At 47.3% G+C, this 21,010-nt stretch carries 24 protein-coding genes; 5 read left to right on the forward strand and 19 right to left on the reverse strand.

Annotated features, from left to right (window positions below; translation table 11 throughout):
- Positions 1 to 91: 91 nt before the first annotated feature.
- From rfbA to R7127_RS20855, 4 genes are all read right to left on the reverse strand, one after another.
- A complete protein-coding gene (rfbA, locus tag R7127_RS20840; RefSeq protein WP_318148520.1) occupies positions 92 to 1,006 on the reverse strand; it encodes a glucose-1-phosphate thymidylyltransferase RfbA in 915 nt (304 codons plus the stop codon).
- Between the two features lie 48 nt (positions 1,007 to 1,054).
- Positions 1,055 to 2,464 carry a lipopolysaccharide biosynthesis protein gene (locus R7127_RS20845; RefSeq protein ID WP_318148521.1) on the reverse strand — a complete coding sequence of 470 codons (1,410 nt, stop codon included), beginning with the start codon at positions 2,462 to 2,464 and terminating at the stop codon, positions 1,055 to 1,057.
- 122 nt (positions 2,465 to 2,586) lie between these two features.
- Positions 2,587 to 3,372 carry an ABC transporter permease gene (locus R7127_RS20850; protein ID WP_318148522.1) on the reverse strand — a complete coding sequence of 262 codons (786 nt, stop codon included), beginning with the start codon at positions 3,370 to 3,372 and terminating at the stop codon, positions 2,587 to 2,589.
- Between the two features lie 2 nt (positions 3,373 to 3,374).
- The gene (locus tag R7127_RS20855) at positions 3,375 to 5,129 is read right to left on the reverse strand and encodes a polysaccharide biosynthesis/export family protein (RefSeq protein WP_318148523.1); all 1,755 of its coding nucleotides are present in this window, start codon (positions 5,127 to 5,129) and stop codon (positions 3,375 to 3,377) included.
- Positions 5,130 to 5,933: 804 nt separating this feature from the next.
- Here R7127_RS20855 and R7127_RS20860 point away from each other — a divergent pair.
- Complete coding sequence (locus R7127_RS20860) at positions 5,934 to 6,710, forward strand: hypothetical protein (RefSeq protein WP_225468053.1); 777 nt, start codon at positions 5,934 to 5,936, stop codon at positions 6,708 to 6,710.
- 88 nt (positions 6,711 to 6,798) lie between these two features.
- On the opposite strand, the gene R7127_RS20865 is transcribed toward R7127_RS20860, so the two are convergent.
- Entirely contained in the window at positions 6,799 to 7,332 is a 534-nt protein-coding gene (locus tag R7127_RS20865) for a hypothetical protein (protein WP_225468054.1), read from the reverse strand.
- A gap of 269 nt (positions 7,333 to 7,601) precedes the next feature.
- On the opposite strand from R7127_RS20865, the gene R7127_RS20870 reads away from it, so the two are divergent.
- The 3 genes from R7127_RS20870 (at position 7,602) to R7127_RS27095 (ending at position 9,210) form a co-directional block, all read left to right on the forward strand.
- A complete protein-coding gene (locus R7127_RS20870; protein WP_225468055.1) occupies positions 7,602 to 8,522 on the forward strand; it encodes an IS5 family transposase in 921 nt (306 codons plus the stop codon).
- A 12-nt stretch (positions 8,523 to 8,534) separates the two neighbouring features.
- A complete protein-coding gene (locus R7127_RS20875) occupies positions 8,535 to 8,906 on the forward strand; it encodes an Ohr family peroxiredoxin (RefSeq protein ID WP_225468056.1) in 372 nt (123 codons plus the stop codon).
- Positions 8,907 to 9,006: 100 nt separating this feature from the next.
- Positions 9,007 to 9,210 carry an ATP-binding protein gene (locus tag R7127_RS27095; RefSeq protein WP_225502365.1) on the forward strand — a complete coding sequence of 68 codons (204 nt, stop codon included), beginning with the start codon at positions 9,007 to 9,009 and terminating at the stop codon, positions 9,208 to 9,210.
- A gap of 281 nt (positions 9,211 to 9,491) precedes the next feature.
- On the opposite strand, the gene R7127_RS20880 is transcribed toward R7127_RS27095, so the two are convergent.
- From R7127_RS20880 to R7127_RS20945, 14 genes are all read right to left on the reverse strand, one after another.
- On the reverse strand, positions 9,492 to 9,623 hold the full coding sequence (locus R7127_RS20880) for a hypothetical protein (protein WP_263856008.1): 132 nt from the start codon (positions 9,621 to 9,623) through the stop codon (positions 9,492 to 9,494).
- 89 nt (positions 9,624 to 9,712) lie between these two features.
- Positions 9,713 to 10,786, reverse strand: coding sequence for a primase-helicase zinc-binding domain-containing protein (locus R7127_RS20885; protein ID WP_225468057.1), 1,074 nt, complete (start codon positions 10,784 to 10,786; stop codon positions 9,713 to 9,715).
- A gap of 90 nt (positions 10,787 to 10,876) precedes the next feature.
- Entirely contained in the window at positions 10,877 to 11,218 is a 342-nt protein-coding gene (locus R7127_RS20890; protein ID WP_001014426.1) for a hypothetical protein, read from the reverse strand.
- Positions 11,218 to 11,715, reverse strand: a complete 498-nt coding sequence (gene radC / locus R7127_RS20895) for a RadC family protein (RefSeq protein ID WP_000797298.1) — start codon at positions 11,713 to 11,715, stop codon at positions 11,218 to 11,220. Before radC ends, R7127_RS20890 begins: the two co-directional genes overlap by 1 nt.
- An 82-nt stretch (positions 11,716 to 11,797) precedes the next feature.
- Positions 11,798 to 13,453 carry a VWA domain-containing protein gene (locus tag R7127_RS20900; RefSeq protein ID WP_001016318.1) on the reverse strand — a complete coding sequence of 552 codons (1,656 nt, stop codon included), beginning with the start codon at positions 13,451 to 13,453 and terminating at the stop codon, positions 11,798 to 11,800.
- 69 nt (positions 13,454 to 13,522) lie between these two features.
- Positions 13,523 to 13,963, reverse strand: coding sequence for a hypothetical protein (locus R7127_RS20905; protein WP_001192022.1), 441 nt, complete (start codon positions 13,961 to 13,963; stop codon positions 13,523 to 13,525).
- Positions 13,964 to 14,024: 61 nt separating this feature from the next.
- A complete protein-coding gene (locus R7127_RS20910) occupies positions 14,025 to 14,978 on the reverse strand; it encodes a DUF3150 domain-containing protein (protein ID WP_318148524.1) in 954 nt (317 codons plus the stop codon).
- Positions 14,979 to 15,076: 98 nt separating this feature from the next.
- Complete coding sequence (locus R7127_RS20915) at positions 15,077 to 15,844, reverse strand: hypothetical protein (RefSeq protein WP_318148525.1); 768 nt, start codon at positions 15,842 to 15,844, stop codon at positions 15,077 to 15,079.
- Positions 15,844 to 16,803, reverse strand: a complete 960-nt coding sequence (locus R7127_RS20920; protein WP_318148526.1) for an AAA family ATPase — start codon at positions 16,801 to 16,803, stop codon at positions 15,844 to 15,846. The genes R7127_RS20915 and R7127_RS20920 overlap by 1 nt, the downstream gene beginning before the upstream one ends.
- A 209-nt stretch (positions 16,804 to 17,012) precedes the next feature.
- Entirely contained in the window at positions 17,013 to 18,029 is a 1,017-nt protein-coding gene (locus R7127_RS20925; protein WP_225468064.1) for a YqaJ viral recombinase family protein, read from the reverse strand.
- A 60-nt stretch (positions 18,030 to 18,089) separates the two neighbouring features.
- The gene (locus R7127_RS20930) at positions 18,090 to 18,233 is read right to left on the reverse strand and encodes a hypothetical protein (RefSeq protein ID WP_015066581.1); all 144 of its coding nucleotides are present in this window, start codon (positions 18,231 to 18,233) and stop codon (positions 18,090 to 18,092) included.
- Positions 18,234 to 18,314: 81 nt separating this feature from the next.
- Entirely contained in the window at positions 18,315 to 19,133 is an 819-nt protein-coding gene (bet, locus tag R7127_RS20935) for a phage recombination protein Bet (protein WP_225468065.1), read from the reverse strand.
- A gap of 79 nt (positions 19,134 to 19,212) precedes the next feature.
- Positions 19,213 to 19,632 (reverse strand): single-stranded DNA-binding protein, encoded by a 420-nt coding sequence (locus R7127_RS20940; protein WP_005398028.1) that lies wholly within the window; start codon positions 19,630 to 19,632, stop codon positions 19,213 to 19,215.
- 15 nt (positions 19,633 to 19,647) lie between these two features.
- Positions 19,648 to 19,974: a hypothetical protein gene (locus R7127_RS20945; RefSeq protein ID WP_005398029.1), complete on the reverse strand. Its 327-nt coding sequence runs from the start codon at positions 19,972 to 19,974 to the stop codon at positions 19,648 to 19,650.
- 369 nt (positions 19,975 to 20,343) lie between these two features.
- On the opposite strand from R7127_RS20945, the gene R7127_RS20950 reads away from it, so the two are divergent.
- Positions 20,344 to 20,946, forward strand: coding sequence for a hypothetical protein (locus R7127_RS20950; protein WP_005398030.1), 603 nt, complete (start codon positions 20,344 to 20,346; stop codon positions 20,944 to 20,946).
- Positions 20,947 to 21,010: the final 64 nt, after the last annotated feature.

A 21,010-nucleotide genomic window follows, 5' to 3' on the forward strand; every position in this document is an offset into this window, starting at 1 on the left:
AGAAATACCTTGTAAATTAGAATACTCTAATTTGACGAAGTCCCTTTAAAAATGGGCATGTTTATGCGATTTCCCTGATCAGGATCTTAGCTTAAAATACTTTGTGATCCAGCAGGCCCAGCAGGTAATCACCGTAACCGGACTTGCGCAGTGGTTCGGCAATGCGGCGAATTTCTTCTTCACCGATAAAGCCCATGCGGTAAGCCACTTCGGCCGGGCTGTTGACCTTAAGGCCCTGGCGCTTCTCAATTGCGCGGATAAAGACCGCCGCATCAAGCAGGTCATCTAATGTGCCGGTGTCGAGCCAGGCGGTACCACGCCCCATAACTTCACCGTTAAGAGTGCCGGCTTGCAGATACTGCTCAATCAGGTCGGTGATTTCCAGTTCGCCACGTGGTGACGGCTTGACCCGTTTGGCGTACTCAACAACATTATGATCAAAGAAGTACACACCCGGTACTGCGTAGTTGGATTTTGGCTGCTGCGGCTTCTCTTCAATCGACAGTACTTTGCCATCGCAATCAAACTCGACCACGCCATATGAGGTCGGATCTGCCACGTGGTAACCAAAAATGGTTGCACCGCTGCCATACGCGTTGGCATTACGGAACGATTTAGCTAAATCATGGCCGTAGAACAGGTTATCACCCAGGATCAGCGCCGCTGGTGCGCCCGCCAGGAACTCCTCTGCCAGAATAAACGCCTGTGCTAAGCCGTCCGGCGAAGGTTGCACCACATATTCCAGCGATACACCCCACTGCGAACCGTCACCCAACAGGCGCTGGAAGCGGTGCTGCTCTTCCTGAGTGGTAATAATACAGATCTCACGGATACCGGCCATAATCAGGTTCGCCAGCGGGTAGTGGATCATCGGTTTATCATACACCGGCATCAGCTGTTTGCTGACCACCTGAGTAAGCGGGTAGAGACGGGTGCCTGAGCCACCGGCCAGAATAATCCCTTTACGTCCGTACGGATTAATCGGCGATTCGACGTTTAAATTCATAGTCCAACTGTTCCTTGCATGATTTTTTCAATGTCTTTTTTGGGGGAATTATTTCAGTTCGCGGATAGTCGAGACGATGATATTGCCAATGGCAAACAGCATCGCGGCGAGGGCGGCAAACAGAGAAATATTGTAAAATGCATCGGGGTATTTGTTGTCTTCCGGCTGTGTGGCCGCTTCGACCACCACCAGATACTTCAGCTGACGATAGGCTTCGATGCGTGATTTTTCCAGCGAGACCTGCGATGAGGTGTACGCTTGCAGTGCCAGCTCCATTTTGACTTTTAAGTCGGTATAGCTGGCTAGGATTTCACTCAGCGGCGTCACTTTGCCGTCTTCTTCAGACAGCTTGGAACGCTCTTTAATCAGCTGCGCTTTTAGTGCTGCCAACTGGTTTTGAGCCTGCACAACCTGCGGCGCATGCGCGCTCATGATTGCTGACAGTCCTTTCAATTCCGCTTCTTTGCTTGATACCTGCCCTTCCAGTCCGTAGGCAATCTGTTGCATTGCAATGCCTTCTGCGGTCGGATCCAGCAGGTTATAGCGCTGCTGAAAGTTCATCAGTTTGATCTGCGCCTGCTCCAGCCGCTGCTCGATGTTCTGATGCTCATGGGTAATAAATTTGAGCTGCGCTTCCGCCAGCTGGTGGCCAATCGAGTTAATGTACCACTCGGCGCGCTTGACGATGGTTTCAGTGAGCAGATGAGCAAACTCTTTATCAAACGCCTGGCTGTAGACATGTACGATGCTTGATTTAGAGTCAATATAAACCGTCAAATGATCCTGATAATACTGCAGGAAATCTTCCCGGCTGGCTTCATCGGGCATACTGCTGAACAAGTCAATAAAGGGCTGAGTGTAATGCTCACGCAGATTGAGCTTATCATCCAGGTAGCTCAGCATGTCGTTGGACAGAATGTACGCTTTCACCAGCTCAGTGTCTGACACCCCGCTGTTGGAAACCCCCAATCCGGATAGAATCACCATGGAGGCATCCATGGTCGCCATCCCATCCGGCTGCTGCACTATCACCTGTGCCTGGCTCTCATAACGATCAGTCGCCCAAATCAGCTGATAAAAGGCAAACAGCAGGGTCGGCGTCACGACTAACAGGAAAAAATGCGATTTCTTCAGCGCATTAAAGCAACGGCGCCAGAGCGGCAGTTCATCCATATCTTGCGCAGCGCTCTCCTTCTCACTGCCGTCTGCTTGTTGCGCCGAGCTCGATGCTTTATCTGCACCATCATTTTGCGGTGTTAATTTCGCTTTGGGCTCACTCTTTTCTGCCTGCTGCTTTTTCAGATTAGCTACCCGAAACAGAATTCTCTTAGACAAAGCCGGATCACTCGCTTCCAGTTGCTCCGCTTTTGCTGTCAGAAAATCGATACTGTTAAATTCTTGCTGCGTCAGATCTTGCTGTAATTGCTTAAACTTCTGCGCTGTAGTCTGTTCGCTCATTGATACTTCTTATAAAGTTTAACTGCGCCCGACGGGCGCTATCATTTATCATTTGCCATTTACGCCTGACGGCTGGTTATTCACTGGCCATGAGACAGCGACTAAAAACATATCGTCTACGATTAGCGGCTGATGGCCTGCTTCCAGCTGACGTGATAACACGCCAAAGCGAAAAAGGTCAGCACCAGAGTGGAGATATCGAGATAAAAATAGCTCACCCCTGCATACCCATACTGCGGATAAGCGGCATAGCGTGCCAGCTCCACTGCATGCAGTAGCGGGTTCCAGGTCAAATAAGGCCAATAGTCACGTGGAATATCCTGCAAACTGAAAAAGATACCAGAGATAAAGAAGATTGGTCTCATTGCCAAAGTGCGTAATTTATCAAGCTCAGGCACATAACACGCAGCCAGGGCAAATAACACGCCAATACTGGCTGAAATTAACCATACCCTAATCAAGATCATCATAATCTCTAGAGGGTCATTAATCTCAACGTCTAAGCGTAAAAAAAACGCAATAATCGCAATTACTAGTATCACAAACAGTTTGATCAAAATTTCAAAACCGGCAATGGCAATTATTGAGCTGATGGGCTGCACCTGCCGAAACGCATACAAAGGTTTATTCTTTTTAATTGACGCTGCCACAGAACCAACACAACCGAGAAATAACTGCACCAGGATCATACCGAACACCATAAAATAGAAGGTCGGTATACCATGGGTTTCACCACCATCCATTCGGCCGCGAATATAAGAAAGCATAAAGATAAAGGCCACCGGTGAGACCACACTCCAGGCCACGCCAAGCTTATCGTTCGATCTACTTTTAATTTCGCGTAAAAATATGGCGAAGATGACATCGCCCCACACTTTGAGCGTGGAGCGTTTTTCAACCAAGGCCATCGTTATCTGACCGCCACGTTGGCCGCCACTGCGATCTGGTAGATGATCTGCGTGATGTCTTTAACTGCCTGCATGGTTTTGGTTTCCACTTTCGGCAGCACCAGGATCTGATCACCTTTTTCAATCGGGTCTTTACTGTCAAATTCAACCAGACCGTTGGCGCGCACAATTGCGATGCGTTTGTCTTCCGCACGGTCGGTAAAACCGCCCGCCCAGGCCACGTAGTCATCGATGGTGGCATCTTTATTAAATACCACCGCCTGCGGCATCAGCACTTCACCGCCGATTTGTACCAGATCGGTTTTGTACGGAATAACAATCGTATCGCCCTGCTCGAGCAGGATATTGGCGATATTGCCATCATCAGAGACAATCACTTTACCCAGCGGCTGCACCTTACGGGCGCGCTCGGTAAACTGCATCACCATCTCCGCTTCTTTGGCGCGAATCGCCGCTTCGCCATCGGAGGACGCCGGCGCGGTAAACACGCTGCGCTCTAAACGATCCAGTGATTCATTGAGCATCTCTTTCTGCTTTTGCGCGACACTTTTACGCAAAATATAGATTGAACCATTATTGGTCAGTTCCGGGTCGATCGGAATATAACTGAGCAGTTCGTGCAGACGGGTACGTTTATTGACGGAAAAATAAGACGGGCCGAGGTAACTGCCGGTGACCTGAATGTCAATCACCTGCGGATGCAGATCGTCATTAAACATCACCTTATCGCCATCCTGTAATTTAAACTTCAGGAACTCTGAATAAGGCATATAGAGCGAAAACGGCCCCGTTTTCCGGTTACCCATTACACCAACGTGGCTCACTTTCGCCAGCGGACGTGAATACTGAGTCAGCATTTTGCCCGGCGTGACCGGTTCTTTGAGCTCAAACCGGAACGGGTTACGCACCCCGCCGGATACAGTAATCGCAGCCTTCTGCGGCTTGACCAAAATGACATCGCCATCTTTAAAGCTGACTTTGGGCATTTTACCGGTACGAATGAAGTCATATAAATCAATATCTTCAATCGGCTGATTGTCGCGTAGGACGACAATTTCACGGTAACTGCCACGCTCAGGGTCAATGCCACCCGCCCGGTTGAGATAATACAGAATGCTGTCGGATGCCATACCGGCATACTGGCCGGGACGAATGACCGGCCCGGAGAGGTAAATACTGACCGGCGTGGACGTTAATAAATTAACGTATACGCTGACATTATTGGTATAGACTTTCTTTATTTGCGAAGTAACATATTGATTCACTTCACTGGCACGTAAATCCTGAACTTTAATCGGACCGATATCTGGAATAAATATATTTCCCTGATTATCTACGGTGACCACGCTGGAATAATTAACTGCACCCCAAATCCAAATATTAATTTTATCACCGGCTGCGATCAGATAATTATCATTTAATCCGTCTGTCCGCTCAGTTTCATATCCGCCGGCAAATAAGTTTGCACCATAAGGGGGAGGCATATTCTCACCACTTGAGGGCAATAATTTACGTACGTCGGTTTCACCCGGTAGTAATAAGTTGGTGCGGTTTTCGCTGGAGTAAGTGCCCATCGCCAGCGCTTCATTCGGCGCTTGCTGGCCTTGTGCAGAAGTCGGAGCGATATAAGCAGATGGATCTGCCGCACTGCCACTTTGGTTGGCGGCATTCATCAGTAACGGGGATGCGGCAAAGGCAGCCATCGGCAGTAACGACACTGCACACAGCAGTCGTTTACTAAACAATGAGAGATTCATAATCATAACTTAATTGAGGACGCGTGCTGGACAATGTTCGGGACGAGGTACCAGGCGCGGATTTGCTCCGGGTACTGTTTTTTCTCAGCGCAGGCAACGCGCTGAGTCTTATCACCGGCTTGATCGTAGATGGTCAAGTCACGACAATCCTGGCCCAGGCTAGAGGTATAGCGGGCTCCGAGCTGAATGGAGTAATCGGAATTGTCGAGTTGGGTGCTGTCTGCCTGTTCCAGCTGGGAACGATATTTGGCGGGTAATTTTTGTCCGAGAGGCTGAATAGTCGCTGCGACTAAAGGAAGGCTTGCCTCAACCTGACGTGGCGCGCTGCTGCACGCCGTTAATCCCAGCATGCTTAGACAACATAGCACTATACTTTTGCAGAGAGTGCTTTTAGAGAAGGTTTTTTTATACATGGTTGGTCTGTACATGCTAATTACTGTGCGCAGGCACGCTACCGCCCATTGGCTTTTAGCGTTAACCACACAACGCACATCTCCATATCTTTTGTATTATTCCGTATTGCGTCCTAATGCGCTGCAAACCTTGAAGCATTAATCAAAGACTGCCTGCGTATTAGTGACGCTTCTATGAATAAGCCGTGAATCTTTGTTTACTAATTAGCAACTGCTCAATATATCGGCAATCACTAATACAAATATGAATAAACTGATTCATTCATAGGGGTATAACTATACATTTTTCCGCGCGAGAGTATAGCTTTTGTTTAAATTTTGACGCAAGATTGAACGTAAGTTGAACTGGGCTAACGCAAATATTTATTTTTACAAGGACAACCAGGATCTGATGAATGATCTTGAGAAAGAATACTTCCTGAATAAACAAGCTCTGCGTCAAGAGCATGAGTTAATTATCAGTGAAATTGCCAAGACTGCGGCACAGGATAGGGCTGACTATGAGCGTGAAGTGACCCAGGAGAGTTTGCGCAGTTATCAAAGCTTTGTCTCGGGTCTGGGCACTGTCTTTAGTCAGATTTCGACCATGATGTCGCAGTCTGGTGAAGATTCTAAAGCTCTGTTTTATGCCAACCAAGCTGTTGCGATTGCCAATGCGATTGTGAGTACAGAATTAGCAGCAACCAATGCTCTCAAATACAGCGAGAACATGACCCTAGCTCAAGCTCTTGTGTCTCAGGCTGCAGTTAGAACTGTTGGTTATGCTTCTGTCGGTATTATTGCAGGCCAGACGATTGCTGGCCAAGCTCATGACGGCATTGGTTATGTTCCTAAGAGCAATGAGGGTACGTGGCTGCTAAAAGAAAGTGAGATGGTGCTTAATCCAGCTCAAGCAGATAATTTTCGTTGGATGGTCGATGCTATGAGTGAAATGAGAAAGTTTCAAGGTAGCATTGCTGCTTCTGATACAAAACGACGTGAAAAGTCTATAAACGTTAACGTTTATGGAATAGACAAAAGTAGTGTTACAACGCAAGCTTCCGAAAACGAAGAATCAATAGATATTGATATTGTTGTCGAACATGCGGTTAAAAAGTCTCTTCAAGCTGTCTACTCTGATTTTGATAATGGAGGGCCAATTTCATCTTCATCGCGCGCGAGGTCTTGAGCCCATCTTGATTTTGAGTAGGTAAAAAAACAACTACTTTTATGAAGCTGACTCGCCAGCTTCCGTACGATTTACGTTTACTCACAGCCTAAAGTTTTTCCGCTAATACCCTTATTTCTGAGCCAGTGTAAGGGTATATTTTCCAGCCGACTAACTCTATCAATTTGACTCTATCTTCTTTAAATCTGCGGCCTGATCCTTCTACGCCCTTTTTACAAAAAAAATCTCTATCATTTTCCTTGAGAATTTCGAGTGAATATTTCTTTTGCGCGATGCAGGCCCCATCTGTGCCCAGTAGATACTTTACGAGGTACCTTGGTCCTGTAGTCCAAGACGATATTCTTTGTACCCCGCCATGCCAGGAACACGCCCCAGCCCCCAATGCGGAAGTATATGAACCATCATTACAAGTAGACCCCTGTGATTCATATTCAGGAGAATAAACTACAACTAAACCGACTACATTTGCATCATCATCTAGACCGAACTGGTACCTAACCGCATTGTAATCAGACCAATTAGGAATATCTGGCGGGTATACAAGTCCAGCTGACCTTAGCAAAGAGCACCCGGCTAAAAATAATGAGGTTGCAGCGGCAAGATACTTGAGCCTGTTTGTCATGTAGGTTATTCCCTGTGAGCGCATACAAGGAAACAAAGGTACCATATCTGTGATAATTTAGAGCTAACTTGGTATGGGAAGATGTACTGGGGAGGCTGTAGGATTGGGGGGGAAACCCGTGACATATGGTTCTAATGAACTATGGCGAGAAGATTTATCAACTGCTGTAGATTGAGCTGTGTATCTTACTGGCTTTGTTGCTTAAATCGATGGAACTAAATCAAGAAGCTACGATCTGATCGGCTACATCCATTAATCGTCGTAGCCTCATGCCTAAACCTCGTTACAAAACAACCAACTGGAAACAGTACAACAAAGCGCTAATCAACCGTGGTTCTCTGACCTTTTGGATTGATGAGGAAACGATAGCCGAGTGGAAGCAAAACAAACAAGGCAAACGTGGTAGACCACGCCGATTCAGCGACTTAGCCATTACTACTGCACTGATGGTAAAGCGCGTGTTCTCTATGCCATTGAGAGCGCTGCAAGGTTTTCTAGACTCAGTATTTAAACTGGCTAACATCCCGCTTGTAAGTCCGCATTACACTTGTATAAGCCGCCGAGCTAAGGATGTTGAGGTTTCATTTAAAACCACAACCAGAGGAGCAATACAACATCTGGCCATTGATGCCACTGGTCTCAAGGTTTATGGAGAAGGTGAATGGAAGGTCAAAAAGCATGGTACTGACGGGAAGCGCAGAGTCTGGCGTAAGCTGCATATCGCAGTAGATACAAGCACCCACGAAATAGTCGCAGCAGAGCTGAGTTTATCTAACATAACCGATGCCGAAGTGCTCCCCAACCTACTTAAGCAGACACGTCGTAAAATCATTGAGATATCAGGCGATGGCGCTTATGACACAAGGAATTGCCATGATGCTATACGAGTCAAGCGAGCGGTTCCGCTCATTCCGCCACGAGAAGGGGCAGCCTTCTGGGAACAAGGACACCCTCGCAATTTAGCAGTAGGTTGTCAGAAGATCTACGGCTCTAACAAGAAGTGGAAACAGCGTTATGGCTATCATAAGCGCTCGCTATCAGAGACAGCAATGTATCGAGTGAAGCAGTTGTTAGGTGGGAAATTAAGCCTGAGGAACTACAACGCTCAAGTTGGCGAGACTTACGCCATGATCAAAGCGCTGAACAAACTTACGAGGCTAGGTATGCCTGAAACTCAGTATGTTGTTTAAGAGTTAAGCACAATGGCGCAAGTATGTCTTATCTCTGAATTAAGCAACAAAGCCAACAAAGAAGGTAAACAAGGCACCAATCCGGAACAGCTGTTTGCAATGGGTTATGCCGCTTGTTTTGACAGTGCGATGAACCACGTTGCCCCAACGCTTAATTTAAAACCTACCAATTCTAGCACTAGCGTGGCAGTGGGCATCGGTCAAAAACCAGACGGCGCGTTTGGTTTGGATTTGGACATTACCATTACCGTTGAAGGCTTGAGCGAAGCAGAAGCGAAAACCTTGATTCAAAAAGCTCACGAAGTCTGCCCTTACTCGAATGCCACTCGTGGTAATATCGATGTACGTTTGCACGTTAAAGTGGTCAATAGCTTTGATTTATAATCTTTAGGGCACTGTTGCAAATAGAGATTTGAGTCGATGAAGTTCCTTTTTAAAAGTGCTTAGAGACCGAAAACCCTGTTGATTAGACACACAGGGGCCAATTCTACTTGATATCATAGATCAGCAAAGCATGACTGGTTCAATACTCGTAACGAGCCAGTTCCCGACTGACAGATGGTATGATCTATTTAACGCTCCCACGATTGCAGATGCAATTCTAGACCGACTTTTTCACAAGGCTCATTTCATTAAACTTAAAGGTGAGTCGATGCGAAGAAAAGGCCGATTAATACCGCTTAGTTAACTCCGACTTTTAAAAGGAGCTCAACAGCTCCTTTTTTCTAATTCCAACATGCTAGCAACCATATATAAAAATATATGATAAACGGGCACTTTTTATAAAGTTTGGGTGATAACTGCAACTAGTGGTACATGAATTTGAAAGTAGTGGATAATCAGTGAAATTAGTGGTCCACAGGTTTTGAAGTACTGGATGATTTATGAAATTAGTGGTCTCTAGGGGTGACAGTTGTGGTTCAGTGAAAATGCAACGAGTGGTAAGAAGAAAGTGAGCGTAGTGGTAAATTAGGGCGCGTTTTTGCAGTCGTATTGCTCACCTAAATCGACCTTTAGCTCACCAGCTCTTCGAAGGCCGGTCTTCCAGTAAACCGTAAACTCACCATCAATCTGCTTTGTTAACAGGGTTAATACCATCATATTTGTTTCTCCTATTGGTTATCTATTTTTCATTCTCCATGTTTTTTCAAATATGCAAGGCGCAAAAAAAGGGGCCGAAGCCCCTTGGATCAGACATGAACTTTCGGAAAGCCCATGGCACCGTAAACATTCAGCACATCATTCCAATCCCAACTTTTCACGCCAAGTGACGTTGGTATCGGAGGGATCAACACTTGTGTCAGAATGCCTTTTTGCCAGGCTTTTTTCTTGAGTTCATTCGCTGCATTCAGGCCGGTCTCAGAGAGATCGTGATCTGCCCAGATGTACAGCATTTTCACATTACTTGGTGGTTCAAACCTAGCCAGTAGCGTTGCATTCACAACCGACCAACATGTTTGTCCCGTAGCTCTGGTAACCGCTAGAGCTGTTTCGATGCCTTCAGAAACACCTAATACCTCACCAGGCTCACCTATCGGAATAGCACCACCAGTGATTGTTCTGTCACTTGGTATCGGCATCATCTTTTTAGGCTTTTCAACCGGCGCTTTGAATCCATCTTCACTTAGGTAGATCCGATGAAACGTGGCCGAACGCCCTTGCTGAGTAACGATTTTACCTAGCAGCGCTGGGTAGCTATCGATAAACAAGCCATCTTCATCATGGTAAGGCAAGTTTGGATGATACCTCAGCACCGAATCCCATTCAGGACGAAGCCGGATAACAATGCCACGACGATGCATGTAGTTCCAAACTGGTTGCGCACGAGTATCTGCAAGAGAAAACGTTTCTCCCCAGGTTTGATTCAAGCGATAGATAATCGCTTTGTCCTCTTCCTGCTTTTTAGCCTTCCAATCAACAGCGTTACTCGGTATTGGCCGAGTAGGCGCTTGTATTTGTCCGGGTTGAATACCTAGAACTTGGCCGATTGCTTCAATAGACTGAGCAAAGTTCCATCCATTAATCCAAGACAACAGTTCAAAGCCATCATGAAAGATACCGCAGGTGTTACAAACGCCACCTCCGGTATATTCAGCATCTTTGAACAGCCTAAAGCCATCACGACCGCCATGAACAGGACACGCCACATGACGGCCTTTTCGAGCAATAGCGGCATCAAGTTCTGGCACCAACGCCGCCAGTATTTGAAGCCATTGGCCATTAAGATATGGCCTTACTGTTTCAATTTGTAAAGGTAACGCCATATAACCTCCTTAAGTAAAAAGCCGACTCCTACCACAAGTGATAAAAGTCAGCTTAGGTCCTGCATTAGCCGTTCGGTTAATACAGGAACGTTAGTCAAGCTGGATACCATGTCGTCTTAATAGCCACATGATGGAGTCACGAAGCACATCAGGATCGACAACCGCAGCCATTGCGCAAACACGAAAGCAAAATGGCGTTAATTCGTCATTTTGAATCCACGACAACACATCCTTTCGCAATCGAGTACTGACACGACCGTCTAGCAATACACGGATCGCATCCAATAGAATGCCTTCGCGTAACTGCCAGATTTCCGTGTCAGACCAAGTGATAGGGGCATCATCAAACTCAAATAGAAATTCGAGCTGTGCTGATGTGTGCTGATGGGAATGCTTTTGTGATGTAGGAGAATGGGCAATGCGCCCATTCATTAAAGATAACCGCGTTCGGCAAGCGAAACGCAGCCCTCGGATGCGACCACAACATGGTCAAGCGTTCGAATATCAACAAGTGACAAGGCGTCACGGAGTCGATGAGTAATGCGTTTATCAGCTTCACTTGGCTCAGGATCACCCGATGGATGGTTATGAACCAATATCACTGCTGCCGCATTAAGTTCTAGCGCTCGTTTTGTTACTTCCCTTGGATACACGCTCGCCGCATCTAAAGTGCCTTTGAACAACTCTTCAAATCGAATGACGCGATGCTTTGTATCAAGAAACAGCACACCAAAAACCTCGTGCTCATACTCGTGCATCAGTGTTTGCAGGTATGAGAACGCCGACGATGGCTGTTCAATTTTGCGACCTTTACTCAATCGACCACGAGCAAGCTTGAGCGCCATATCTAATATATCCGCTTCGGTCACCTGCTCAGGAACGATGTAAGTACCGGCTTCTTCGCCAGCTAAGAACTTTCTGTTTTTCATAGGAGTCTCCAAAAAAAACGGAGACGAACCCATGCCCTGACGGGGACGGAATCGTCCCCGCAGGGTGGTAAAGTTGATGTGGTTACTGAACTAACAGTTGTTGTGTTACTTCGAATAACTCACGCTTCAGATCTTTGACGTCGTTAATAACGATGCTTTGAGGAAAGAATTTCTCAACACTGCGTGTTTGAATCCCGATCCCCAGCAGCTCAAAGCCACTTCGTCTGCAACGGTCAACAATGTCATGCGTAGCAGCCCAGTCATCTGGGTCACCATCGGTTAGCACTATCATTAGCTTTCGCTTCTGTTTTTGTGCCAACAGACTGCTTGCCGCAAACCACATCGCTTGTGCCATAGGCGTACAACCTCGTGGTTTTTGGTCAAAACAGGCGGCCCGATGTCGAACCGATTGCTTGGGCAATAACGCGATAGAAACTTCCTGATGAATACCAGGAAAATAACTGACCGCAGGTACAACACCCGGTATGCCTTCCAGTGCCATGGCCAAAGCCAAAGCGGCTTCATTAGCAACATGAAAGTACTTTCGATTACCTTCGCCAATGGGCTTACCCATTGAGCCCGATATATCGACAAGCAAGTGCACAGCAGCATTGGGCGCAATGCGAGGTTGCCTTTGAATAAACAATCTCGATTCACCTGCTTGTGAGGCGGCAAGACGATGGGTTGCAACTCGAATACCGTGCCGTTTGGCATGATTCCGATTGTCCTGACTGGACTGAACCATACCTCTAAGCCGGGCTCGAATTTGAGCCGACTCAGACGCCGATAAGGTCAAGATAGCCTCATCACCCAACATAGCCTGCTCTGCTTGAGGCAAACTGAGTGGTGTGACGCCCTGATGTCCTTCAGCTTGTTCCGACAACACTTCTGCCACTTGGGCAAAGGTATCGGGTTCAAACTGAGCGGCACTGGCCTCTAAGGCTTGTCGCAAATTGTCAGCTTGATCAGAGTTATCTGAATCCCCCGTTTCAGCAGCATCCCCCATTGCAGACGAACCTGTTTCTGGGGTTTGACTGTCACTACTGTTATTGCTGTCATTACTCGCATCTTGTCCAATGTCATTACCGCTATCAGCATCCGACTCATCCTGTGGTGGACGAGATTCTTCTTCCAACATGGCAACGATGGCATCGACAAGTTTCAGCACTTCACCTGTAGATGCCAGGCTAGGCACTGCTGTCAGCATGGCGCTTAACCGGCTCATCGCTGCGGCAGGAAAAAGTTGTCTCACTCTTTCATCAACCGCTTGATACAAAGACGTCAGCGCTTTCTGACCCAGAAAGTGGCATCTCAAGCGAAACAACAACCATGCTTGCAAATTAGATGCAGGCTCAAGCTGTTCAGGTACACACATTTGCTGTGTGTCCACCATGTACTCAATCACTTGCGAAATACTGCGCCGGATTCCGGGGTAATCCTTTGCCAATTCGTTTTCAATGCGAACGTCCTCAATGATATTGAGAAGTGCCTTACGAATCGGCTTGGACGACGCCTTCTGCACCATGTCAAAATTGGTATGCCGAATATGCGCCGCTTCATGAGCCAGATAACCCCAAGCTATCTGTTGATAGTGTGGGTCGTCTGGGTTTGCTGTTGGGATCACAATCCGATCACCATCGGTAAACGCATCTTGTCCTTGAATAAGCACCTTCACACCAAACTTTTCGCCATAAGCGGCGGCAACAATTGGCAGTGCGTTTTTTAATGGATGATTCATGGGAGTCTCCTAATCATTAGGGGGAATACTCCCTCAGCGGGAGCGTTTCCCCGCTGGGAATGTAAGTGTTTAAACCTGTGCTTTTAGCTTATCTAGGTCGTATTTTTGACCTAACCAAGCCACCAATTCAGCTGGACTCTCGTGCTGCTCAAATGACGTTTTAAGCTGGTCTAAACTCAGGATGTCATCCAATGTCAGACCGTACTGGTCTTGTAACTGAGTAGACACCTCGTGTTGATATTGCAGCCAGGCCCGCTCGTGAGCGGTTTGCTGCAATGCCATGTTTGGAACAAATACCATGGCCGTTACCCAAACACCTTGTGCGTCCGCATCTGCGATCAGCACAGGGTTCTTGGGGATCACGACACTATGTGTTGAGTACGACCGTTGTACTAACGTTCGACAACACGCCACTTCTGGTATCGATTCACTTTCAACAGCATCAGTCACACCACGAAAATGCGGTTCAAACTGGTTCAGTTGGCTGGGGTTATGGATGGTTGATTGCATAATTTCCTCTTACATAGTTCAGAGGACATGCGCCCTTCAGGGCAACATGCCCTCAAGGACGTTAGAAATAAAATGAGTTTGGTACAGTCGAACCAAGGTTTGGTCTGACGGTTGGTTGGGGTATTGCACGCAAGTTATCTGCCTGAGCAGATACTGGCTGTGCGGGTTTAGGTTCAGGTTTGGGCATCAGTTGTCTGATATCCAATTGACCTTCACCGTGCATTCTCATCTTGTCTGGATCAGACAAAATTAAAATGGTCGCCATTAGTTCGTGATAGAGATTGTCTGTCACAGGGCCGGTCTTCGGCAGACGAACAAATAAATTGTCCATCGCTTCAACCATCGGCTGAACTCGATGATCCAGAAATGACAAACCATCCAACTTGTCTCTTAATCGCTTGAGCGGATTAAGGGCTCGCTGACTGATTTGATTCTTGCCTGCAACGGAACGCTCAAACAGTTCATTGGCATCACGAGCCACCTCCCTAAAGAGGGTGTGTCCCATACCATTGACCTTGTCATCTAAGCCTCCAGCTTGTTCAGCTGGTTGCATTCGATAAATGGCATAATCGAACTGAAGCCGTTGTTCCACGTCTTCGACGGGTGACAGCGCACGCCGGATTGCATCTGCAAATTCCGGGTGTTTTGCAACCCAGTCAAACGTCACCTGATCATAGTTGTCCAAGAACAACTGCTTGCACTGCGCAAACTCCTGACCTATACGGTCAAGCTCTGGAATAATTTGATCAATTCGGTCTTCAGGGACGGCATAGCCACCTAAGAACCGCACACCGACTTGCTCACACAAACGCTGCGCTTCTTTCTTAAGCCTTTCAAAGTTCGCCAATGCCTCAGGGTCGCAAATTTTTTTACTCCCTAAGCTGGCAACATCCTTCGGTGGAAGTTGGCTGCCATTGGCTAGTCTGAAATCTTCAGGCCTTAGTTTTTTTCTACCGCTCCAGATGGAACAGTCGATGTGACAAATCAAAAGTTTGTCGAGGGTTTGAATACTCATAGTGCATCCTCATGCGAGATGGGGACGCACCACTCCCAACAGGAGCAATGGCCCCCGTTTGGGTGGTAGTAGTTGACGCGCTAATGGCAATACCACTATCAGAAATAGTAATTTTGCGAATCAGGCGACGATTGGTTGAGATCGATTTTCGCAGGCATTAAGTCCAGTGCTTCAGCTATCGGGCGAACCCGCTCTAAATCACTGCCTAACAGCCTCAATACATCTTTTTCCAACTTCAGTTGGTCAGATACTTCTATCCCTTCAGGACTCGCTACTGTGAGCGAACACAGTGGTGGTAATTGACGCTTAAAAGCCAGTAACAGCAACAATGGCCACGGGCCATCATCAGTGTTAACAATGCCAGCGCCTTCACCTGACACCATGCTGATTTGATTGGTACTAGGTAATCCGCTTTTGCAAAACCCTAATGACCATTCTCCAATCCTGACTTGGTTATCATCAATAACAGCCAAGCCATAGGCTTCAAGCAGCTTTGCCATATCGAACAACGCTTTTTGCGCCAGCGAGATTTGGCCATTGACGTCCTTGCGAGTACGAAACTCCCAACTGACGTTATTGGCGCACGCGACGCTATCAAGCGCATTTGATAGTTCAAATGGCCGCCCTTGAAGATCAATGCCGACTTGTCCAACAAATCGATAACCCTTGTTGATTTTCTCATTGATTCTTCGGTCTGCTTCTGCGTTAGGATCAGTCGAGTCAATCAATCGCTGCTGCGACAATTGACCGGCTTTTCCAAACCGAACTTCAATCTCCTTGGTATCTGATCCAACGTAAATGGCCCATTCTTTGGCTGTCCCATCAGAATGACGGCAACGGTAAAGAGCAAAGCACTTTTCCATCATCAATCCTCCCAGTGGTCACCGAAGACATCAGCGGCAATACGGTGAATGGCTTCACGTTGCTCCAACTCAGCACGAGCCGTCAAAGACCGAACCAGTGCATACTCCACTGCGTTAGGAGCGCCTTTAAAAGCAAGTGTTAACTTTGCCCAGCGCACCAAGGTCCGAGTGGACATGGTGATACTAAGTTCTGCACCGCCATCCGCGCCCCCAATAAAAAGACGACGAATGTCACCAGCCACTTTCACCATTTTTTGGCGAAAGACTTCTGGCAAGCCCGGCGCAACATTCTCCAGAATGGCTTCCTCTACAGAAGGCTCTGCATAGGTCGCTTCGATGATTCTAAAGCGATCAAGAAAAGCCAAATTCTGTTGGAGCACACCTTGATACAAGCCCGTTTGATCACCGCTGCCCGCACTGTTGCCGGTTGCGATAAAACGAAACTTGGTATGTGGCATGATGATCTCTCCGCCATTTTGTGCGATGATCAATGGGGCACCTTCCAAAATGTCATTGAGCCCAGCTAGTTCAGCAGGCTCAGCAAGATCCATTTCATTAATGATCAGCAAATGGCCATGCTTTACAGCCAGTGCTAGCGGTCCATACACAAAGGTCATGTTGCCATTAACCAGCGTGTGGTGACCGATAAGATCGGACAACTCCAATCGACCGTGCGCAGTAATTTGCTGAACAGGCCAATTCAATCGAGAAGCAACTTGGCAAATTAGCGAGGTCTTACCGCATCCCGTGGGGCCTGTAATATACAAACCGTCACCGTCAGGGTGAGACAAGAACGCCAATACGTCACGTAAGTCTTCTTTTCTAAAAACATACTCGTCCTTGCGAACGGGAATGTTTGGATGGGTAGTGTCGGCACCAAATCCTTCCAGAACGAAAGCATCAGGAGCCGGGACATTAAATGCTTGATTCACTTGAACCAAAAATAGAGATTGTTCAGTCATGGTAAACCTCATCTGTTTTGACGAGGCCCCATGCCCCAACAGGGAATGAAGTCCCCGTCGGGTAGTGTGTTGATTGTGGTATGGCTGTGTATGTAAGAGTTCAGCTCGCTCTATCATTCGTACCCAGCATTGGCTACGAGTGAAACTGCTTTCTGATGCACTCGATGTAAGTACATGAGAAAGGAGCCGAAATCGGCTCCAAGTGAACGTTAAAAGTAAAATGAGCTCGGCGAGTCACCAGGCAGAACCAGGTTCTCTTGCTCAAGGCTGATTTTGATTGGTGTTTCAACGGGCTGATCTGGCTTATTGGTGCTGATGCGCAACCGCTCTTGTGGCGCTTTTCGGTAAGCGGCTAAAACCTGTTCATCCAGCTCGCCTAATTTATCGGTGGCCAATTGCTTATAGTCCACCGTACCTGCCATCATGTAGCGGCTGAGTTTGACCCCAGCATAGTCGGCATGAGCGTAGTTACCCATCATAGCGACCAATTTCGACTGGGCGTCTCGCATTTCCTCTTTCAAAGATTTAATGTGATTTTCCAGTCGAACCACTTCGGCATGTGCTGAGCAATACTGGCGGGACAGCGATGTCCAGCGGTATTGGGCTTCACCCTTGGGAACAAAACAATCTTGTTCAGGGCATTTTGACGGTTCTTTTTTGGTCTGTACTAACCCCCAAAACTGAAGCGCTGTTTCTTGCAATTCAGTTAAGAACGCCGCGTCTCGTTGTATTTCAAACTCAATCAGTTGATCCTCATAATAGAATACCAACCAACCACGCGTGCTATTGGCGACCAGTATTTGATGCTGTACTTGTACCCAATACAACTGGTACGCCTCGCTTTGTTCTCGGTGAGCTTGCACATCCTCAAAAACTGACTGGCAAGGACATTTCAGTTCAACGGGTTCGCCCGCATCGTTGATGCCATCAAAGCTGGCTCGAAAGATTGCGTTATGATCGGCTTCTGCACATAACGGCAGAAGAAAGTCATTATGCGCATTCTCAAATGCTCGCCTTGCTTGAGGCTCCAACCGTATACCGCGAAGTACATTAGGATTATTCGACAGGTCTTCCGGTAATACGAATCCGGTTTTTTCTGCCCATAATCGCCAAGGTGTTTTGTAGGGTGAACGCCCCATAATAATTGGGGCTTCAGATGCCGTAACCCCTGCAATGCGCCACTGGTGCCATGCAGGAGTACGTTGTGATAGGTCGATAACCTTCATATTGCCTCCTTTGAGGGGAGACTCCCCCTAAGGAGAGAACTCCCCTTCAGGGTTAAGTGGTTACTTTGCAGCTTGTGCTAACGCTGTTTGGTGCTGAACAACACTTGCTTGAACCGAATCAATTGCCGCTTTACCGGCTTGAATCGAACCTAAGACAAGGGCAACAACCAATACCAAGCGAAAAAGTGAGGCTGATTTAGTCATGGAAGATCTCCAAAAAAAGACGAGACCTTCCCCCTGACGGGAGAATAATCCCGCCAGGGTTAGTAAAATGAATGCGTGGCGCTAAGAAGCTAAAGGCTGTGTGAGCGCTTTGGCTGCTTGTTGCTGTGCATTAAATATTTCTTGTTTCGCAAACGTCAGTTCAACACCTTGAAAATGTTCATTGGCATATTCCAATGCACTATTCCAAGCGTTTGAAGCTTCCGCCCGCTCGATAAGCTTGTAAACAAGCCCTCGGGTACGATCATCAACTTGCTCGGGTGGAATCACCAATGGCTCAACAACGTGTGTTGCTTGGCCTTCGATAATTCGCTCCGCTTCGTCTTGATCGAAAATTCCCACAAAGCCAAACGCAATGCGGGAACACTGGATCATGGATTTATGCCTTAGCATTCGCTTAGTGTGCGTCTGCCATGGACCATCCACACGGTAAGGGCCATTTTTGCCGTTACCTTCAAAAGGCGGTCGATAGACTTCATCCAGGTACTCAGTGATTTTGACTGGGTGCGAACGGTCGCGCCGATAGATAATGCATTCCATCCATTCCGGGCATTCTTTCGCGCCATCCAGTGAGACTTTGGTTTCTGAAGTCTTGAACTCCATGCCATCAAACTGGTCGTGTTGATTGATGATGCGAGACCATCCATCGACACCTACCACTGGAATAATTCCAGCTTGTTTATCAGGGAACGCAAAAATCTCTTTGGTGAAAGGGTTCAAGCCGTACTGATCTGCAACCACCAAGAGCGCCATCATCTGCTCATTGGTCGGTGCACTACCGTCACGTTGCTTGAATGCTGTTGCTTTTAGGGTATCGAACAGTTTGTTTGGATCGACACTAAAGCGCTCAGCAAAGCGTTGGATTAGCTTTGGTTTTTCCATTATGGACTCCGACAATCAAAGTGGGAGTCTGCCCCTGACGGGAAAGTACTCCCGGCTGGGTTAAAGCGTTCTTGCTCGGTTAAAAATCTGGTTCAGGATAAGTTTGTGCCCAATTAGCTTGGGAGCTTGCATCATCCGCCGCTGATGGCTCAGATGCTTTGTTCACACTATCCAGAAGCAGAAACTCGTCCGCGTCCACTTCGGTCAATCGATGCTTAATGCCATCTTTCTCCCATGAGCGCGTGCGCTGAGGCCCTTGAACAAAAAGCTTCGCTCCTTTTTGGATTAAATCTTTTGCCCTTAGCCCTAACTTAAATCCACCACGATCTCGAAAAACGACCCGATGCCATTCCGTATGCTCTTTGAGCTCATTGGATTGACGGTCGCGCCATTTCTCAGAAGTGGCCAGCGAAATGCTGGTCACCAAATCACCTGATGGATAGGCTCGCGTCTCTGGCTCAGCGCCAACGTAGCCTATGAGTGTTACTTGGTTTTTCATGATGCTCTCCTCGTCTTAGTTGAACTCTGTGCACACATTCGCTTCTACCCTGCTGGGCAAAGAAGACTGACGACGCAGATAGGTTGGTATTTCGAGTAAAGCCATGTCGTACTGATGTGGCTCTTTGTAAAACGCAGATGTCAAACGGGGCATACCAGGAGCTTTAGGCACTGCCATTGGACGACGTTTTGGTGTTGGTGTGAGCAATCGCTTGATTTGAGTAAGTACAAATCGAAACGAGCGCACGCATTGACGAGCAAGCAATCGCAAAAGCGACCAGCTCAGTTTTGCAAGCAACATAATGCCTGCGATTTGGATAATAAATCCGAAGATATATTCCATTGGTGACTCCTTAATTTGGTTGTGAAGGAGTCACCCCCAACTGGGGAGAACTCCCCCAGTTGGGTGGTGAAAAGACGAACCGCAAGGCACGCATGGTTAAACATGTAAAAACATGCAGGCTATTTGTTTAAAGAGGCTAGCTACCTCTTAGTACCACTGAGAAAACTCAACGGCGGGCTTCCTTTGAGCTCATGCTCTCAGGCGCATATATCACTGAAGCAGATCAGCAATATTTGATAGTCAGTGTAACCGTCTTATCCAGACAGGATAGTCAGAAAGATGCTCAATTCTTCCACCTAGCTGAAAGGCCATCACCGCACAGAGGATTAGGCTAGGGACTGATTATTGTCATATCAGGAGCAAAATCTTATGGCCCAAGCAAAACCTAATTACTCAAAACCCATCTTTGAACAATCATTCACAATTAATAGCTTACAGGCGCAACGTGTCGTTGACCGTGTTTTTAGACGGACGGTCAGTGCGCTTTACGGAATCGATGTCATCCTGCGCATCATTGGCGATGAGAACGAAATTGATGAAGTGGAAGATATCATTAGCCAGTTGATCGAGGATTGCGCTAAGGCGGTAGACAACGAACAAGCTCGTTTGGACAAATTGATGGAGTCCAACGGCATCGATGAAGTACCTGACTACACCGACCCGATTACCTTCAACGCAAAAATAAGCTCGCCTCAGGTTGGCCAGTTTGTCGGCTTAGTTCGCAAACTCGATGCGTTAATGATCTCAATGGACACACTCTGGTTATCGAGCGTGCTTAGCAACAAGCAACGCGTTGATGGCAACTACGCATGGCAACAGCGCATTATCAAACTGGCTCGACGCATTATTGATATCGAAATTCGAGCACGAAAATCAGCCCAAGCTAAGGGTAAAGAAGCAGAAGTTGAACAAGCGGTGCCGTCAACCGATGACGATATCACTGAAGAGGAAACAGATAACCCCACCAACTAGCCAACCAGGCTCCCATCACACAGCCCCTCTTGAAGGTAACACCGATCAGTTAAGGCATTGATCA

The sequence above is a fragment of the Vibrio sp. 1159 genome (genome assembly GCF_033340395.1).
In the GTDB taxonomy this organism is placed as follows: Bacteria; Pseudomonadota; Gammaproteobacteria; order Enterobacterales; family Vibrionaceae; genus Vibrio; species Vibrio alginolyticus.

Bases quoted from the DNA above. Each gene is read 5' to 3' on its own strand.
- R7127_RS20850 (WP_318148522.1), bottom strand. From the start codon at position 3,372: ATGGCCTTGGTTGAAAAACGCTCCACGCTCAAAGTGTGGGGCGATGTC.
- rfbA (WP_318148520.1), bottom strand. From the start codon at position 1,006: ATGAATTTAAACGTCGAATCGCCGATTAATCCGTACGGACGTAAAGGG.
- bet (WP_225468065.1), bottom strand. From the start codon at position 19,133: ATGGAAAAACCAAAGCTAATCCAACGCTTTGCTGAGCGCTTTAGTGTC.
- R7127_RS20890 (WP_001014426.1), bottom strand. From the start codon at position 11,218: ATGAATGGGCGCATTGCCCATTCTCCTACATCACAAAAGCATTCCCAT.
- R7127_RS20910 (WP_318148524.1), bottom strand. From the start codon at position 14,978: ATGAGTATTCAAACCCTCGACAAACTTTTGATTTGTCACATCGACTGT.
- R7127_RS20885 (WP_225468057.1), bottom strand. From the start codon at position 10,786: ATGGCGTTACCTTTACAAATTGAAACAGTAAGGCCATATCTTAATGGC.
- R7127_RS20925 (WP_225468064.1), bottom strand. From the start codon at position 18,029: ATGAAGGTTATCGACCTATCACAACGTACTCCTGCATGGCACCAGTGG.
- R7127_RS20865 (WP_225468054.1), bottom strand. From the start codon at position 7,332: ATGACAAACAGGCTCAAGTATCTTGCCGCTGCAACCTCATTATTTTTA.
- R7127_RS20870 (WP_225468055.1), top strand. From the start codon at position 7,602: ATGCCTAAACCTCGTTACAAAACAACCAACTGGAAACAGTACAACAAA.
- R7127_RS20845 (WP_318148521.1), bottom strand. From the start codon at position 2,464: ATGAGCGAACAGACTACAGCGCAGAAGTTTAAGCAATTACAGCAAGAT.
- R7127_RS20915 (WP_318148525.1), bottom strand. From the start codon at position 15,844: ATGATGGAAAAGTGCTTTGCTCTTTACCGTTGCCGTCATTCTGATGGG.
- R7127_RS20900 (WP_001016318.1), bottom strand. From the start codon at position 13,453: ATGAATCATCCATTAAAAAACGCACTGCCAATTGTTGCCGCCGCTTAT.
- R7127_RS20860 (WP_225468053.1), top strand. From the start codon at position 5,934: ATGAATGATCTTGAGAAAGAATACTTCCTGAATAAACAAGCTCTGCGT.
- R7127_RS20880 (WP_263856008.1), bottom strand. From the start codon at position 9,623: ATGATGGTATTAACCCTGTTAACAAAGCAGATTGATGGTGAGTTTACG.
- R7127_RS20855 (WP_318148523.1), bottom strand. From the start codon at position 5,129: ATGAATCTCTCATTGTTTAGTAAACGACTGCTGTGTGCAGTGTCGTTA.
- R7127_RS20950 (WP_005398030.1), top strand. From the start codon at position 20,344: ATGGCCCAAGCAAAACCTAATTACTCAAAACCCATCTTTGAACAATCA.
- R7127_RS20945 (WP_005398029.1), bottom strand. From the start codon at position 19,974: ATGGAATATATCTTCGGATTTATTATCCAAATCGCAGGCATTATGTTG.
- R7127_RS20920 (WP_318148526.1), bottom strand. From the start codon at position 16,803: ATGACTGAACAATCTCTATTTTTGGTTCAAGTGAATCAAGCATTTAAT.
- radC (WP_000797298.1), bottom strand. From the start codon at position 11,715: ATGAAAAACAGAAAGTTCTTAGCTGGCGAAGAAGCCGGTACTTACATC.
- R7127_RS20930 (WP_015066581.1), bottom strand. From the start codon at position 18,233: ATGACTAAATCAGCCTCACTTTTTCGCTTGGTATTGGTTGTTGCCCTT.
- R7127_RS20875 (WP_225468056.1), top strand. From the start codon at position 8,535: ATGGCGCAAGTATGTCTTATCTCTGAATTAAGCAACAAAGCCAACAAA.
- R7127_RS20905 (WP_001192022.1), bottom strand. From the start codon at position 13,963: ATGCAATCAACCATCCATAACCCCAGCCAACTGAACCAGTTTGAACCG.
- R7127_RS20940 (WP_005398028.1), bottom strand. From the start codon at position 19,632: ATGAAAAACCAAGTAACACTCATAGGCTACGTTGGCGCTGAGCCAGAG.